This is a genomic window from Arthrobacter sp. KUASC02 (assembly GCF_059739395.1).
Window position 1 is genome coordinate 757,215 of sequence record NZ_AP046053.1, and the last position, 13,336, is coordinate 770,550.

13 protein-coding genes are annotated in these 13,336 nt (G+C 65.5%); 3 read left to right on the forward strand and 10 right to left on the reverse strand.

The genetic code is table 11. The features are described from left to right. Positions 1 to 6 precede the first annotated feature (6 nt). Entirely contained in the window at positions 7 to 792 is a 786-nt protein-coding gene (locus AC6JAC_RS03465) for an alpha/beta fold hydrolase (protein ID WP_454699501.1), read from the forward strand. A 22-nt stretch (positions 793 to 814) separates the two neighbouring features. Here AC6JAC_RS03465 and AC6JAC_RS03470 read toward each other — a convergent pair whose 3' ends face one another. The 8 genes from AC6JAC_RS03470 to AC6JAC_RS03505 all read right to left on the reverse strand — a co-directional run bounded on the left by AC6JAC_RS03470 (position 815) and on the right by AC6JAC_RS03505 (position 9,525). Further along, positions 815 to 1,237: a hypothetical protein gene (locus tag AC6JAC_RS03470; RefSeq protein ID WP_454699500.1), complete on the reverse strand. Its 423-nt coding sequence runs from the start codon at positions 1,235 to 1,237 to the stop codon at positions 815 to 817. A gap of 233 nt (positions 1,238 to 1,470) precedes the next feature. Next, positions 1,471 to 2,961 (reverse strand): aldehyde dehydrogenase family protein, encoded by a 1,491-nt coding sequence (locus AC6JAC_RS03475; protein ID WP_497963447.1) that lies wholly within the window; start codon positions 2,959 to 2,961, stop codon positions 1,471 to 1,473. 22 nt (positions 2,962 to 2,983) lie between these two features. Further along, positions 2,984 to 3,871, reverse strand: coding sequence for a 4-hydroxy-tetrahydrodipicolinate synthase (gene dapA / locus AC6JAC_RS03480; protein WP_454699498.1), 888 nt, complete (start codon positions 3,869 to 3,871; stop codon positions 2,984 to 2,986). A 53-nt stretch (positions 3,872 to 3,924) separates the two neighbouring features. Next, positions 3,925 to 5,316 (reverse strand): protoporphyrinogen/coproporphyrinogen oxidase, encoded by a 1,392-nt coding sequence (locus AC6JAC_RS03485; RefSeq protein WP_028269799.1) that lies wholly within the window; start codon positions 5,314 to 5,316, stop codon positions 3,925 to 3,927. Between the two features lie 240 nt (positions 5,317 to 5,556). After that, positions 5,557 to 6,894, reverse strand: a complete 1,338-nt coding sequence (locus tag AC6JAC_RS03490; protein WP_497963448.1) for an MFS transporter — start codon at positions 6,892 to 6,894, stop codon at positions 5,557 to 5,559. Positions 6,895 to 7,178: 284 nt separating this feature from the next. Then, positions 7,179 to 7,901, reverse strand: coding sequence for a cache domain-containing protein (locus tag AC6JAC_RS03495; protein WP_497963449.1), 723 nt, complete (start codon positions 7,899 to 7,901; stop codon positions 7,179 to 7,181). Position 7,902: 1 nt separating this feature from the next. Beyond that, positions 7,903 to 8,679, reverse strand: a complete 777-nt coding sequence (locus AC6JAC_RS03500; RefSeq protein ID WP_347897764.1) for a FadR/GntR family transcriptional regulator — start codon at positions 8,677 to 8,679, stop codon at positions 7,903 to 7,905. Between the two features lie 309 nt (positions 8,680 to 8,988). Then, complete coding sequence (locus tag AC6JAC_RS03505; protein WP_497963450.1) at positions 8,989 to 9,525, reverse strand: hypothetical protein; 537 nt, start codon at positions 9,523 to 9,525, stop codon at positions 8,989 to 8,991. Between the two features lie 237 nt (positions 9,526 to 9,762). Here AC6JAC_RS03505 and AC6JAC_RS03510 point away from each other — a divergent pair, with 237 nt between their 5' ends. Then, on the forward strand, positions 9,763 to 10,971 hold the full coding sequence (locus tag AC6JAC_RS03510; RefSeq protein ID WP_497963451.1) for an aspartate transaminase: 1,209 nt from the start codon (positions 9,763 to 9,765) through the stop codon (positions 10,969 to 10,971). A gap of 25 nt (positions 10,972 to 10,996) precedes the next feature. After that, positions 10,997 to 11,674: a 4-carboxy-4-hydroxy-2-oxoadipate aldolase/oxaloacetate decarboxylase gene (locus AC6JAC_RS03515; protein WP_028269805.1), complete on the forward strand. Its 678-nt coding sequence runs from the start codon at positions 10,997 to 10,999 to the stop codon at positions 11,672 to 11,674. Positions 11,675 to 11,836: 162 nt separating this feature from the next. Here the strand turns inward: AC6JAC_RS03515 and AC6JAC_RS03520 are convergent, their stop codons facing one another. Together AC6JAC_RS03520 and nac are read right to left on the reverse strand one after the other, a co-directional pair. Next, a complete protein-coding gene (locus AC6JAC_RS03520) occupies positions 11,837 to 12,034 on the reverse strand; it encodes a hypothetical protein (protein WP_197024900.1) in 198 nt (65 codons plus the stop codon). A gap of 159 nt (positions 12,035 to 12,193) precedes the next feature. Further along, positions 12,194 to 13,114 carry a nitrogen assimilation transcriptional regulator NAC gene (nac, locus tag AC6JAC_RS03525; RefSeq protein WP_497963452.1) on the reverse strand — a complete coding sequence of 307 codons (921 nt, stop codon included), beginning with the start codon at positions 13,112 to 13,114 and terminating at the stop codon, positions 12,194 to 12,196. Positions 13,115 to 13,336: the final 222 nt, after the last annotated feature.

Here is a 13,336-nt window from a genome sequence, read left to right on the forward strand (position 1 = left end):
TGCCGTGTGACTTCCACCCACGGCTACGCGGACAACAACGGCCTTCGCATGTACTACGAGGTGCACGGGGAGGCGGTGGCCGGCCGGCCGCCGCTTCTCCTCATCCCGGGCGGCGGCTCCACGATCGGCACCAACTTCGGCGAACTCATCCCGGTGCTGGCCGACCACCGCCAGGTGATTGCCGTCGAGGAGGAGGGCCACGGCCGCACCCGTCCCACCGACCGCCCGCTCACTGCCGAAAACTCCGCCGGCGACATCCTCGCCGTTCTGGAACAGCTCTCCGTTGAAACCGCGGACGTGCTGGGATTCAGCGCCGGCGGGCACACCGCCGTCGCCCTGGCACTCGCGCGTCCCGCCGCTGTCCGGCGCCTGGTCCTCGCCTCCACCTTCGTAAGCCGCGATGCCGTCCCTGCCGAGTTCTGGGACGGCATGGCGAAGGCCACCCTGGACGACATGCCCGACACCTACAAGGACGCCGACCGGCTCCTCAACCCGGAACCCGGCCATCTGGAACGGCTTTTCGAACTGGACCGCCGGCGCATCCTGGACTTCCCCGGATGGTCGGACCACGAACTGGGCACCATCACCGCGCCCGCGCTGGTGGTGAGCGGCGACCGGGACATCGTCACCGCCGAGTACGCCGCGCGGATGGCCGGCATGATCCCGGGTGCCAGGCTGCTGGTCGTCCCCGGCGGCCACGGCGACTACCTCGGCGAGCAGGCCGCCAGCAGCGGTGACCTGCGGACGATGCACGCCACCGTCCCGTTATTGCTGCGGTTCCTTAGCGGGTAGGGCCACACATGTCCGTTCGCGCTCACGGATTGTCGAGCGTTATTTCAGTGTGGATGATCACCGCGGAGCACTGGAATTGCGCGCTGCAGGTTTGCAGGTAAACCGACGCTGCGGCGGCACCCTCGTTGAACGCCATCACGGTTGGGACCACCCGGATGGTGACTGTCTGGGTCTGTTTGGTGCAGCTGAGCTGATCGTTCCCGCCGCCGCCTGCGATACGACCGTCGCTGACCCTTTGGGTGATCTGGACAACGGGTATTGCCATGACCAGGGCGGGGTCGGTGTCGCACACGAAGGTGACCGGAACATCCACTGCCGCGCCGTCGGCGACGAGGACTCCCGGGCCCGCGCTCACCAGCGTGGCGGGGGCTGCTTGCGCGGGGGTGGCCATGGCCACGAGGGTTGCGGCAAGAGCGGCGGCGAGGCAGCTTCTGGTGCCTAACATCAGGTTCTCCCTTGAATGGAAGCGTGGCGTCCTGCGTTCCGCATTGTCGGCCAGTGCGGTGACTGGGCGTCTTGTAGGTACGGGGCGAAGCCCCTGACGGCAGCGCCGTTCCGGGCGCCGCCTGATGCGGCCGAAAGTCCGGTTGGCCGTAGATTACCCACTACCCGCCTGCGAGACAACGGTTAACGCAAACGGGCGACGGCGGGAGGTCCCGCCGTCGCCCGTTCCCGGCATTAGCCGTGGTTGTACATGATGTGTTTGGTGCGGGAGAAGTCTTCGAGGGCGTAGGCGGAGAGGTCCCGGCCGTAGCCGGAGCCCTTGAAGCCGCCCCAGGGCATTTCGTTGGCGATGACCAGGTGGGAGTTGACCCAGACGGTGCCGAAGTCGAGCCGTCGGGGGACGGAGAGGGCGCGGGCGGCGTTGGTGGACCAGACCGAGGCCGCGAGGCCGTACACGGTTTCGTTGGCGCGGGTGATGGCTTCCTCGTCGGTGCTGAAGGTTTCCACCGATACCACCGGGCCGAAGATTTCGGTGCTGGTGATCGCGGCGCCGGCGGGCACGTCGGTCACCACGGTGGGTTCGATGAAGTAGCCGGGGCCCTCGATGGCGTTGCCGCCGACGGCGATGGTCAGGCCGTCGTTGCGGACGTCCTGGAGGGCGGCGAGGACCCTGTCGTAATGGGCTTTGGAGATCATGGAGCCGATTTCGACGTCGCCCGCGCCGGGGGTGCCGACGGTGATTTCGCTGACCTCCCGGACGAGCAGTTCGGTGAACTTCGCGGCGACTGATTCGTGGACGAGGACCCGGCAGGCGGAGCCGCATTCCTGCCCGCCGTTCCAGAATCCGGCGGAGCGGACGCCTTTGGCGGCGGCTTCGAGGTCGGCGTCGTCGAAGACGACCACGGGTGCTTTGCCGCCGAGTTCCAGGTGGACGCGTTTGACGGTGTTCGCTGCGCTGGCGGCGACCTGCTGGCCGCTGCCGACGCTGCCGGTGATGGCGACGAGGTCCACGTCGGGGTGTTCGGAGATCCGGTGTCCTGTCACGCGGCCGGAGCCGGTGACGATGTTGAGGACACCGGCGGGGATTTCGGCGGCGATGAGTTCGGCGAGTTTGAGCGTGCTCAGGGGTGTCTGCTCGGAGGGTTTGAGGACCAGGGTGTTCCCGGCGCCGAGGATCGGTGCGATTTTCCAGGCGGCCATCAGCAGCGGGTAGTTCCACGGGGTGATGACGCCGACGACTCCGACGGGTTCGCGGAGGATCACGGAGGTGTGGTTTTCCGCGTAGTCGCCCGCGCCGGGGGTGTTGAAGGTGCGGGCGGCGCCGGCGGAGAACCGGAAGGTGTCGATCGCGCTGGAGATGTCGTCTTCGGCCACGGCACCGGGTTTGCCGGTGTTCGCCGCTTCCAGGGTTTCGAGGAGTCCGCGGTTGGCCTCGATGATGTCCGCGATGCGGAGCAGGACCGCGGAACGGTCCTGGGGAGTCTTTGCTGCCCAGCCGGCCTTGGCCGCGAGGGCAGCCGCGACCGCGGCGTCGACGTCCTCCACGGACCCGCCCGGGACCTGCATCAGGACCTCTTCGGTGGCCGGGTTCACCACCTCGACCGTTGCGTCCGAGGTGGAGGGGATGAACTCCCCGCCGATGAACTGGCCGAACGGCGGCAGCGACGCCGCGGGCGCGGCTGCCGCCCTGCGGACGGTGAACAATGCTGTGTCTGTGGCGGTCATGGTTTTCCTGGAGTCCTGTCTCTTACTTCTGGTTCAGGGCGGTAAGGGCGTTCTTGACCCGGGCGAGGTCCGCGTCGTTGAGGTCGGCCGTGGGGCGGCGGGGTGAGCCGGCGGGCAGGCCCTGCAGGGTCAGCCCGGCTTTGACGGACGGGATGAACGGGACGGAGAGGAGCGCGTCGATGACGGGGTAGAGCTGCTTCCACAGTTTCAGGGCGCCGGCGAGGTCGCCCTCGGCGATGCGGCGGCTGACGGCGACGATTTCGTTGGGGACGACGTTCGCGGTGCCCGCCATCACGCCGGCGGCGCCTTCGGCCAGGGCGCTGTAGAGGTAGGCGTCCCAGCCGATGAAGGTGCCGATGACGTCGCTGTGGTGGTGGATCAGCTGCAGTGCCTGTTCCCAGTTCGCGGACGAGTCCTTGATGTACAGGATGTTCTCCACGTCCTCGGCCAGGGAGCGGACGGTGGCCGGGTCCAGGTTGACCCCGGTGACGGCCGGGATGTTGTAGAGCATCACCGGGATGCTCACCGAGCGGGCGACGTCCTTGATGTAGGTGACGGTCTCTTCCAGGGAGAGCGGCTCGTAGTAGGGCGTGATCAGCATGAGCACGTCCGCGCCCGCCTTCTCGGCGGCCTGGGAGAGGCGGATGGCTTCGGCGGTGGAGGTGGCGCCGGTGTTGGCGATGACCGGGACACGGCCGGCCGCCTGCTCGATGACCGTGTTGATCAGGAGCAGTCGCTCCTCCGAGGACAAAGCGCCGACCTCGCCGGTCGATCCGGCCGCGACGACGCCGTCCACGCCGGCGTCGATGGAGCGGTCAACGATCCGCCGCAGGGTATCGACGTCGATGGTTTCGTCCTGGTTGAACGGGGTGGACAGGGCGGTGAGGACGCCTTTGAGTTGCGTTGTCATGGTGGGTTGTTCTCCTTGGTGGTGTTGGTTCGAGGGCGGGCGCAGGGGCCGGATCAGGTGCCTGCGGCCAGGCGCAGGGTGGGGGCAGCGGCCCGCTGCTTATCGGTGGCGAGCAGGCTGGCGGCTTCCTGGGCTGCGGAGAAGCCGGTGGTGATGGAGCTTTCGGTGTAGAGGGTGCCGAGGAAGTCTCCGGCCAGGAACACCCGGTCCGTGCCGCGCATGAGCGTGGACTGGAGCTTGGCCCGGCCGGGGAAGCAGTACGGGGACGCGACCTTCCAGCGGTCCGTTTTGGCTTCGACGACGCTGTCGGCGAAGCCGTGGCCGAGGACCTGGTCCAGGTCGGCCAGGTGGGTTGCGATCACTTCCTCATCGCTCTTCTCCAGCAGCGCCTTGCCCAGGGCGGCCGGGGAGAACGTCATAAAGGACCCGCCGGGCTTCCGCACGGATTCGGAACCACGGACGATGCTCGCCTGGTTCAGGGCGATCGCGAACGAACGCTTCGGGGCGGCGATGGCGTAGATGTCATCCCAGGGCTTGGCCGTTGTCTCGTTGGTCAGGAACGCGGTGCTGACGTGCGGGCCGTACTTGATCTGGGACAGGGCGCCGCGCAGGTCTTCCGGGAGGTCCACGCCGATCTTGTGCGAGACATCAGCGGTGGTCGCCAGGACCACGGCGCGGGCCTCGACTTCACGGTCCACACCGCCCTGGCTGTAGCGGACCAGCACGGAGTTCTTCCGGTGGATCACTTCCTGCACCGTGGCGCCGAGCTGGACACGGTCCCCGAGGGCGGCCGCGATGGACTCGGTCAGGGTGGAAGGGCCGCCCACGATGCCCTGGCTCAGGCCCTGCCCGATGCCCAGGACCAGGCTGAAGTACCCGATGCCGGCGCCGGCGGAGATCTGGTCCATGTCCCCGGCCGAGCGGGTGACGGTGGTCTTGAACAGTGCCGCCGCGTCCTCGGACAGGTTTCCGATGAAGTCCTGGAATGAGCTGTCGTTCTCGAAGTCATAGATGCGCTGCTGCCGCATCGCACCGGATTCACCCGAACGCTTCCGCACCACACCGGTGTACTTGGCGACGCCGGCAACGACCTTCATTCCAGCCTTCAGGGTGTCGATCCGCGAGGTCAGGGACATCGGGATGCGGAACGGATAGGTGGCGATGTGCCCTTCGCGGATGAACTTCCCGTTCATGGACAGGGCCTGCAGGGAACCGGGGATCTGGACGGCCGTCACGCCGACTTCATTGAGCAAGGCGTCCGTGGAGGAACCGGCCCCGGCGAAGACGTGGCCGCCCCAGTTCAACCAGTACGCGCCCCGCCGCTCCGAGCGGATCCGCCCGCCCACACGCCCGGCTGATTCCAGCACCACGGAATCCCAGTGCCGCAGCCTCCAGGCCGCCGATAGTCCGGCGAGGCCGCCACCGACAATAACTACGTCTTTCATGATCTTCCTTCTTTATGGCGGATCCGTCACCCCCGTTCGCGGCGTCACGGCCGAGTGGGGTGTGAGTGTGAGTGTGAGGTTACGTTTGTGTGCTGCTTACTTCGCTGGCCAGGGGCGTCGATGGCCGTGGCCGGAAGTTGATGTAGGTCACATCTAAAAGATACATCATTGTATGATTAATGCAATAGCCTTTTGGGCGTGAGGTTGCTTGGCGGAACGGTTGGGCCTTGCGCGCGGCTCTTAGTGCGCGTAGCCTGCAGCCGCCTCGGTGAGGGTCTTCCCCTTCGTTTCCGGAGCCAGCCACTGGGAGAGCGCTGCGCCGACGAAGGCGACTCCGGCGGCGATCAGCATGGTGGGGCCGGCGCCGAGGCTCTCCATCGACATCGGGAGGAGGAAGATGCCGATGCCTGCTCCGACCCTGCTGACGGCGGCCGCGAAGCCTGTTCCGATTCCGCGGATCTCGGTCGGGAGGACCTCGCCCGGGTAGACGTTGGTCAACGTGTTGTACCCCGCGTTGAAGAACGAGAAGACCAGGAAGAGGATGAGCACAACGAGCGCCGGCGCGCCGGCCCACAGTCCGATAATCGCGAGGACGGCGGCGCACAGCCACTGCGGCGGGACGGTCAGCGTGCGGCGGCCGACCTTTTCGATCAACAGGAACGTGACCACGACCCCGGCCAGGGCGACGGCGGAGAGGCCGACTCCGCCAGCGAGTCCGCCTGCGAGGCCGTACTGCTGCAACACGCTGTCGGCAAAGGTGGCGATGGCGAAGTACGGTGTCACGGCACAGAACCAGAACGCGGAGATGAACAGTGTGGAGCGCCAGTACTGCTTGGAGAACAGCATCCCGAAGCTGCCCTTGCGGACGTCTTCGTGCTGGACGTCGTCGAGCGCGTCGTCGGGCATGTACTTGGCGGCGAGGGCGCGGGCCTCGTCCTTGCGGCCCACGCTCCACAGCCAGCGCGGTGACTCCGGCATGCCGAGCCGGGCGAGGAACAGGACCACCGCGATGAAGGTGCTCGTCCCCAGGATGAAGTGCCAGCTCAGGTCGGTGTACTCATTCAGCAGATGGCCGATGACGAAGGCGATCATAAAGCCGGCGTACCAGGCGATCCCCATCGCGGCCATTAGCCGCCCGCGCAGGTGGGTGGGCGAGAACTCGGCCATCAGGGGCCAACCGACCGCGTACTCGGTACCGATCGCGATGCCCATCAGCAGCCGCACCACAATGAGCAGTATCGGTGAGTCGACGAAGAACTGCATTCCCGACGCGACAGCGAATAGTCCGATGTCGAACATGAAAATCGGCTTGCGGCCCCACTTGTCGGCCGCCCAGCCACCGATCGGTGCGCCAATCAGAATGCCAATCAGTGCGGCAGCGGCGATCAGTCCCTGCCAAAAGGCGGTGAGCTGCAGATCCTCGGCCATCCGTCCCGAGACCGGTCCGATGATGCCGAGGACATAGCCGTCCAGGACCATGCCGCCGATCAAGACGGTGACCATCCTGACCAGGAAGCGTCGCTTATTTACGGCTGACGCGCCCCCTTGATGCCCGATTGCATTATCTATGGCTGACATTTGTCACTCCTGACGATTGGTTGGATGACATGGGTTGTGTCGCGTTCATCAGTGCTCCTGATTCGTCCGCAGTGGGCCGTATCTGTCGTGGGACAGAAGGGTCGCCGACCCCGCTTAACCGGGGCGGGTGCGTATATCGAAAATCTGCTTGGGTACGCGTCTTGTTGATTGAAGAACGTGACCCACACCACTAAAGATACATCATTGTATGATTAATGCAATAGCTTTTTGGGAACCAAAAAACCCGCGTCAAGCTGACGCGGGTTCCGGTGGCCTTCTGGCGCCTATTTCTTGAGGCTGATCAGCTTCCAGGGCAGGCGCGCGGGGCTGCCGGCGGGGGAGACGTCGAGGGAAAGATCGGCCCGCTTCAGGTCTTCTTCCAGAAGCAGCGTGCCGGTTGCGATGCGTGCGTTGTTGGAGGCGATGACCCGGCCGTTGGGTCCGAGCAGGACCACCGCCGGGTCACGGAGCTGAAGCGCCCGGAGGAAGACTCCTTCGAGGTTCGCCAGAGTGAGGTCGCACCCAAGGATGTGGGTCCCTTGGGGGGTGGCGGCGGGGACGCAGAGGGTGATGATGCTGACGTTGATGCCGCCGAAGTCGACGTAGGGACCCACTGCCAGCGGGTGGCCGGCGGCGGAAGGAAGCGTGAACCATTCCCGTCCGGTGTAGTCGTAGTAGTTCAGCGAGTCCGGGTTGAGGTCGTGGGTGACGAAGCGGGGCTCGCCCTTGGGCTGTGCCCGCCACCATTCCAGCCAATGCGGTGCCTCCGGGAGGCTGCCGGGGGCGTAGGCGATCCCGGCGCCGATGATGAGGTCCGAGTGAAGCTTGATGAAGTTCGCCAAGTCCTGCCGCAGGAACAGGTAGTCGCTCCGGCGGGGCACCCCGGACGCAGCTTGTGCCGTTGCGGTGACCGCGCTGGCGACTTCTTCGAGGTCCGCGAAGACTGCGCTGATGCTGGAGGAGACGGTGTCGACCGTCCGTTGGAGGGCCTCGCTTACGGTTTCCACGTCACACACTTCCTTCAGCCTGCATCGTCAGCCTGAGATGCTGCTCGATCAAATATTCCGTTCCGCTCCGGCTGTGATGCTCGGCCGCTGTGGCCGCTGCGTCGGCGTCCCGCTTTCGGATCGCCTCGACGATCGACGCATGCTGTTCGACGAGGTCACCCTCGTTGCCTGGTTGGCCGGGGTCTCCCCACCAAAGGGTCATCAGCTCGGCTTCAAGCTGCAGCGTCGCCGAGGTCAGCCTGCTGGATTGGGAGGCGATGCTGATGGCCACGTGGAACCGGGCGTCCATGCGCCGCCGTGCCCGTTCATCGGCGGTGTCCCGGTGGCGCGTCACCAGTTCTTCCAGATGCTCAACATTTTGAGGGTCTGCGCGGCCGGCGGCCAGCCGGGCGGACATGGATGAGATGGCGGCCGCCAGGTCCCCGAGGTCTCGGAGGGCTTCAGTGCTGGTATCCCGGAGCTTGTGCTGCAGCTGCGTGTCCGTGAGTTCGATCTGCCGGCGGATGACGCTTCCGCCGCTGCGGCCGCGGCTGGTTTCGATGAGGCCCTTGGTCCGGAGGGCGGCAAGGGACTGGCGAAGGGTGATCGGCGAGATGCCCAGCTCTCCGGCAAGGACGGATTCCGTGGGTAGCCGGTCGCCTTCGGTCAGGATGCCCATCAGGATTGCGGTTTCAATCTGGTACGAGACCTGGTCGGCGCGGCCCAGCCCCTCGGGCTCGCTGCCCCGCAGCAGCAACAGAAGATCCAGTGAACGCGTGGACAGCGCCGTGCTCTGCATTCCCGGGGCCCTCCTGCCGGTCCATCCGAAGCGGGAGGCGGCCGCCGTCGGCCGTTCCCTATTACCTTCAATCCTTGCATATTTCCGGTTTTGGGTGAGGGAACGGCCCGCGGCGGGGTAACCGAAGTTCGTAGTATTAAATCGGTGCGGGCCGGAAACGGCGGAGAACAACCTGGATTAGTGCGCTGGCCGTGTTGGGCGCATGGCTCCCGGGAGTCATACCAATGGTTCAGGTGGCCCGTACTCAACGCAAAACGGACGACGGCGGGAGGTCCCGCCGTCGTCCGCCCACCGTCGTCCGCCCGCCTGCTAAGCCGGGATGACTCCCGGCTCGGGCTGCAGTCCCCAAGTCATCTTCCGGATCGCCTCACTCTGGAGACCGCTGAGCGCCGCGAGCTCGTAATCGTCCATGACGCCCAGCCTGCGCGCCGCGGCGAGGAGCTTCAGGCGGCGCCCCTCCAGGTCCGCCTTCGAGGCCTCGAGTGTGGCCAGCTCTGACTTCAACGAACCAATCGCCGCAAGCTGCTGCGCGGGCGGCAACCCTGACGGCGCCAGCTCGTCACTGGACAGGCCGATGGTCCGCACAGCCCAGCGGGACAGCCCTGCGGCCTTGGCGAGGGCGGTGATCTTCAACCCGTCGCACAGCGCCTGTGCGACGTGCTGGTTCAGTCGGATCGAGAGGGCGCGCATGCTGCTGGCATTGAACGAAATCCGCTGCCGGTCCTCGCGGAGGAGCTGACGGAGGCGTTCCGCCTGGACAGCAGCCCGGTCAGCCTTCCGCCGTCCCCGGTAACGGTAGAAGCCGCCGTCGGCCGCGGGTAAATCAACGGGGTGCAGAACGGCCAAATGGCACTCCTCAGGTCGGAAATCCCGCCAGGCGGGCCGGTGTACCTAAAACGCTAGACACAAGAATCCGCCCGCGGAAATACCAATCCTGCGTGGAGCCATAACCAAAAAATGTGGGCGCGGGCCATAAGGGACGCTTATCCGTCCACGCACTTTAGGTCTTATCCAGACGCGCCAGGATTCCCTAGGGTCGAAGGAAGCGAGTACCGCTCCCTCCTGAATCCGTAGGAAGAGACCATGCCTAAATTTGAACCTGCATCACGGGTGTCCCGCATCAAGTCATCCGCCAGCGTGGCCGCCGCGGCCCGCGTGCGAGAGCTGAAGGCGGAAGGGCGCCGGATCCTGGACCTGACAGTCGGGGAGCCGGACTTCGACACCCCGGAACACATTAAAGCGGCCGCCATTGAAGCGATCACCCGCGGGGAAACCAAGTACACGTCCGTCACCGGAACCCCCGCCCTGCAGCAGGCGATCCTCCAGACCCTCGAGCTGCGCACCGGCATCCACTACACCCCCGCCGAGATCACCATCGGCGGCGGCGCCAAACAGGTGATCTTCACCGCCTTCATGGCCACCCTGGACGCCGGCGACGAAGTCGTGGTGCCCGCCCCGTACTGGGTCTCCTACCCGGACATGGTGCTCGCCAACGAGGGCACGCCGGTGATCGTTGCCTGCGGCGAGGAGACGGGATTCAAGCTCACACCCGGGGCACTCGCCGGGGCCCTCACTGAGCGCACCAAATGGGTCATCCTGAACACGCCGTCGAACCCCACCGGCGCCGTCTACTCCCCGGCGGAACTGCGCGCGCTGGCCGAGGTCCTGGCCGGCTTCCCGCACGTCCAGATCCTGACGGACGAGATTTACGACCAGATCTACTTCGGCACAGGCAAGCTCTCCAACCTGGTGGAGGTGGCCCCGGAACTGAAGGACCGCATCCTGGCGGTCAACGGCGTGTCCAAGGCCTACGCCATGACCGGCTGGCGCCTGGGCTACGCAGCAGGACCGGCCCCGCTGATCGCCGCGATCAACAAGCTTCAGTCGCAGATCTCCTCCTGCCCGTCCTCCGTCAGCCAGGCCGCCGCTGCCGCCGCCCTCACGGGCAGCCAGCGCTTCGTGCAGGAAAGCCTCGAGACCTACCGCGGCCGGCGCGATGCGGCAGTCGCGGCGCTCAACGCCGTCGACGGGCTGTCATGCACGACGCCGGAAGGCGCCTTTTACGCCTACGTCAACTGTGCGGGAGTCATCGGGAAGACCACCACCGAGGGGCAGGTCATCGCCACCGACGAGGACTTCACCCTCTACCTCCTCGAGGCGGCTTCCGTCGCCGTCATCCAGGGATCGGCCTACGGGCTGGGACCCTACTTCCGCATCTCCTACGCCACCAGCCTCGACGTCATCGACGAGTCCATCGCAGCCATCGACAAGGCCGTCCGGGCCCTCAACTGATCCAAACCCACCGAAGGAAAACGCCGTGATCCACGTCAAAACCACCATCGAACGACCCGAAGCCGACGCGGTCAGCCGCCTCGCGAAGTTCTCGTCCGCCACGATCCACGAGGCACAGGGCCGCAAGGGCGCCCTCAGCTCCAGGATCAAGCCGATCGACCGCGCCATGTCCTTCTGCGGCCCGGCCGTCACCGTGCGCTGCGCCCCGCGGGACAACCTCATGCTGCAGGTGGCCATCCACTACGCCGAAGCCGGGGACGTCATCCTGGCCGCGGCAGGGGAGTACGAGGAAGCCGGAACCTTCGGCGACGTCCTCGGCAACGCCATGAAGGCAAAGGGCCTCGCCGGCCTGGTGACCGACTCGGGCGTCCGCGACACCCAGGACCTCATCGAACTGGGGCTGCCCGTCTTCTCCGGCAGCATCTCCATCAAGGGCACCGTGAAGGAAACCATTGGCCCCATCAACCACCCCGTGGTCTTCGGCGACGAGATCATCTACCCCGGCGACGTGCTCCGCGGTGACGCGGACGGCGTGGTGGTGGTCCGGAAGGACGAGATCGAGGAAGTCATCCGCCTCTCGCAGGAGCGCGACGACGCCGAGCGCGAACTCATCAGCCTCTACCAGGCCGGCGGAACCACCATCGAGCTGTGCAACCTCACCGACGTCCTGAAGTCCAAGGGACTGCTCGTCGAAGAGGCCTGACCGATCGCGCCAGCCGCGGCAGCACCGCCGTCGTACGGGAAAATCTCCCGTGCGGCGGCATTGGCGTGCGGGATGACGGCGCGAAAAAGCAGCTAATGCCCCCAAATCGGTGATTTGGGGGCATTAGCTGCCAGTTCGCGCTGTCCCTGTGGCGTTGGGAACCTACCGGGCCGGGTGGCGGGGCTGGGCAGCGGCCGTGCCCTCCAAATACCAGACCGTAGATCCGGCACTTCCTGCCGGCATGATGCTGCCTTCGAAGATGAAGACGGCATCCGTGGAGCGGTCCTCGGGGCGCCAAAAGCCGTTGGCCGGGCAGTGGAAACCTGTTCTGGCCGCGAGTCCCGGGCGTGTGTCGGACATTCTTCGTATAGTGCTGATCTTTTTCACGGCGGCCTCCCAATAAATTCATTACAAAAGTAACTGCCGCAATTCCTCGGCTTCCCTTTAATTCTAGATTCGGGAGCGCCCTGATACTAAGACTAATGATGAGTGGCCTAATAAGCGGATGCTATGGACGGATTACCGCGCGTATTTGTTGCTCAGCATTTCCTGGAGCATTTCCTTCAGGACCAGCAGGACCGCCGAGGCGGCTTCCGAGAGGGGGTCGTGATCAGGGGTGCACAGCGCGATTTTGCATTGCAGCGCCGGATCCACAATCCGCAGGACATGGAAGTCCTCCTCATGGAACAGGGCGTCCGCGGCCGACTTGGGCATGATGGTGGCGCCCAGGTCTGCGCGGAGGAGCCGGGCCAGGGACGGCACGGACTCCACCTCGCCCACCAACTGGAGCGTGAGCCCTTTGCTGGTGAATCCCGTTTCGACAACCTGCCGCAGGGTGTGGATCTTCTCGGGAAGGAATAGCCCGAAACGCGCCACGTCCTCCAGCGAAATTTCACCTTTTCCGGCTGTCACATCGGATCTGTTGGCGTTCACCACAAAATGCAGGTCCTCCACGATCAGCGTGGTGAACTGAACGCCGCGGATGGGGCCCGGCTCGTAAATGAGCGCCATGTCCAGCCGGCCGTTCTTGATGGCCTCGCTCAGGACACCGCCGTAAATTTCCGTGACGTGCAGGATTATTTCCGGGTACCGGCGGCCCACTTCGCCGATGATCCGCGGCGTCAGGCTGGAGGCCATGCTGTACGGCGCGATCGCGATGGAGACGCGGCCGGACGGCGCGGCTCCGGACGCGGCAACGTCCTGGCGTGCCTGCTCCACCAGCCGCAGGATGGACTGGGCATGCCGGTACAGGGTGTGCCCCGCGGCGGTGGGCTTGACGCCCTGCTTGCTGCGGATCAGGAGCCGCTGCTTGAGGTCGGTTTCAAGTGCCGACACCTGCTGGCTCAGGGCAGGCTGCGCCACGTGCAGCGCCGCTGCGGCCTTGGTGATGCTGCCCGAATCCACAATCTGGACAAAGTACGCAAGCTTCCGCGTATCCATGGCGCCTTCTCTCTTCGCGGCGTCCAGACCCCGGGAAGGTCATAACCGGATGCCAATTCATTAATCGTACATTCTACCCGCAGGGTTGATATGCAATTTCACGATGACGTCAGATGCATTTCGCATGCTAATGGGATTTACCGGGGAAGCCGTTCCCTTTTACATTTCTGAAATATACGGTCCCTACCTTGAATGTATTCACGAAAACGCGGTGACAAGGCG

What these genes read in the sequence shown, in the direction of transcription:
- AC6JAC_RS03490 (WP_497963448.1), bottom strand. Translation starts at nt 6,894, where the DNA reads ATGTCAGCCATAGATAATGCAATCGGGCATCAAGGGGGCGCGTCAGCC.
- AC6JAC_RS03500 (WP_347897764.1), bottom strand. Translation starts at nt 8,679, where the DNA reads ATGCAGAGCACGGCGCTGTCCACGCGTTCACTGGATCTTCTGTTGCTG.
- AC6JAC_RS03475 (WP_497963447.1), bottom strand. Translation starts at nt 2,961, where the DNA reads ATGACCGCCACAGACACAGCATTGTTCACCGTCCGCAGGGCGGCAGCC.
- dapA (WP_454699498.1), bottom strand. Translation starts at nt 3,871, where the DNA reads ATGACAACGCAACTCAAAGGCGTCCTCACCGCCCTGTCCACCCCGTTC.
- AC6JAC_RS03510 (WP_497963451.1), top strand. Translation starts at nt 9,763, where the DNA reads ATGCCTAAATTTGAACCTGCATCACGGGTGTCCCGCATCAAGTCATCC.
- AC6JAC_RS03470 (WP_454699500.1), bottom strand. Translation starts at nt 1,237, where the DNA reads ATGTTAGGCACCAGAAGCTGCCTCGCCGCCGCTCTTGCCGCAACCCTC.
- AC6JAC_RS03485 (WP_028269799.1), bottom strand. Translation starts at nt 5,316, where the DNA reads ATGAAAGACGTAGTTATTGTCGGTGGCGGCCTCGCCGGACTATCGGCG.
- AC6JAC_RS03520 (WP_197024900.1), bottom strand. Translation starts at nt 12,034, where the DNA reads ATGTCCGACACACGCCCGGGACTCGCGGCCAGAACAGGTTTCCACTGC.
- nac (WP_497963452.1), bottom strand. Translation starts at nt 13,114, where the DNA reads ATGGATACGCGGAAGCTTGCGTACTTTGTCCAGATTGTGGATTCGGGC.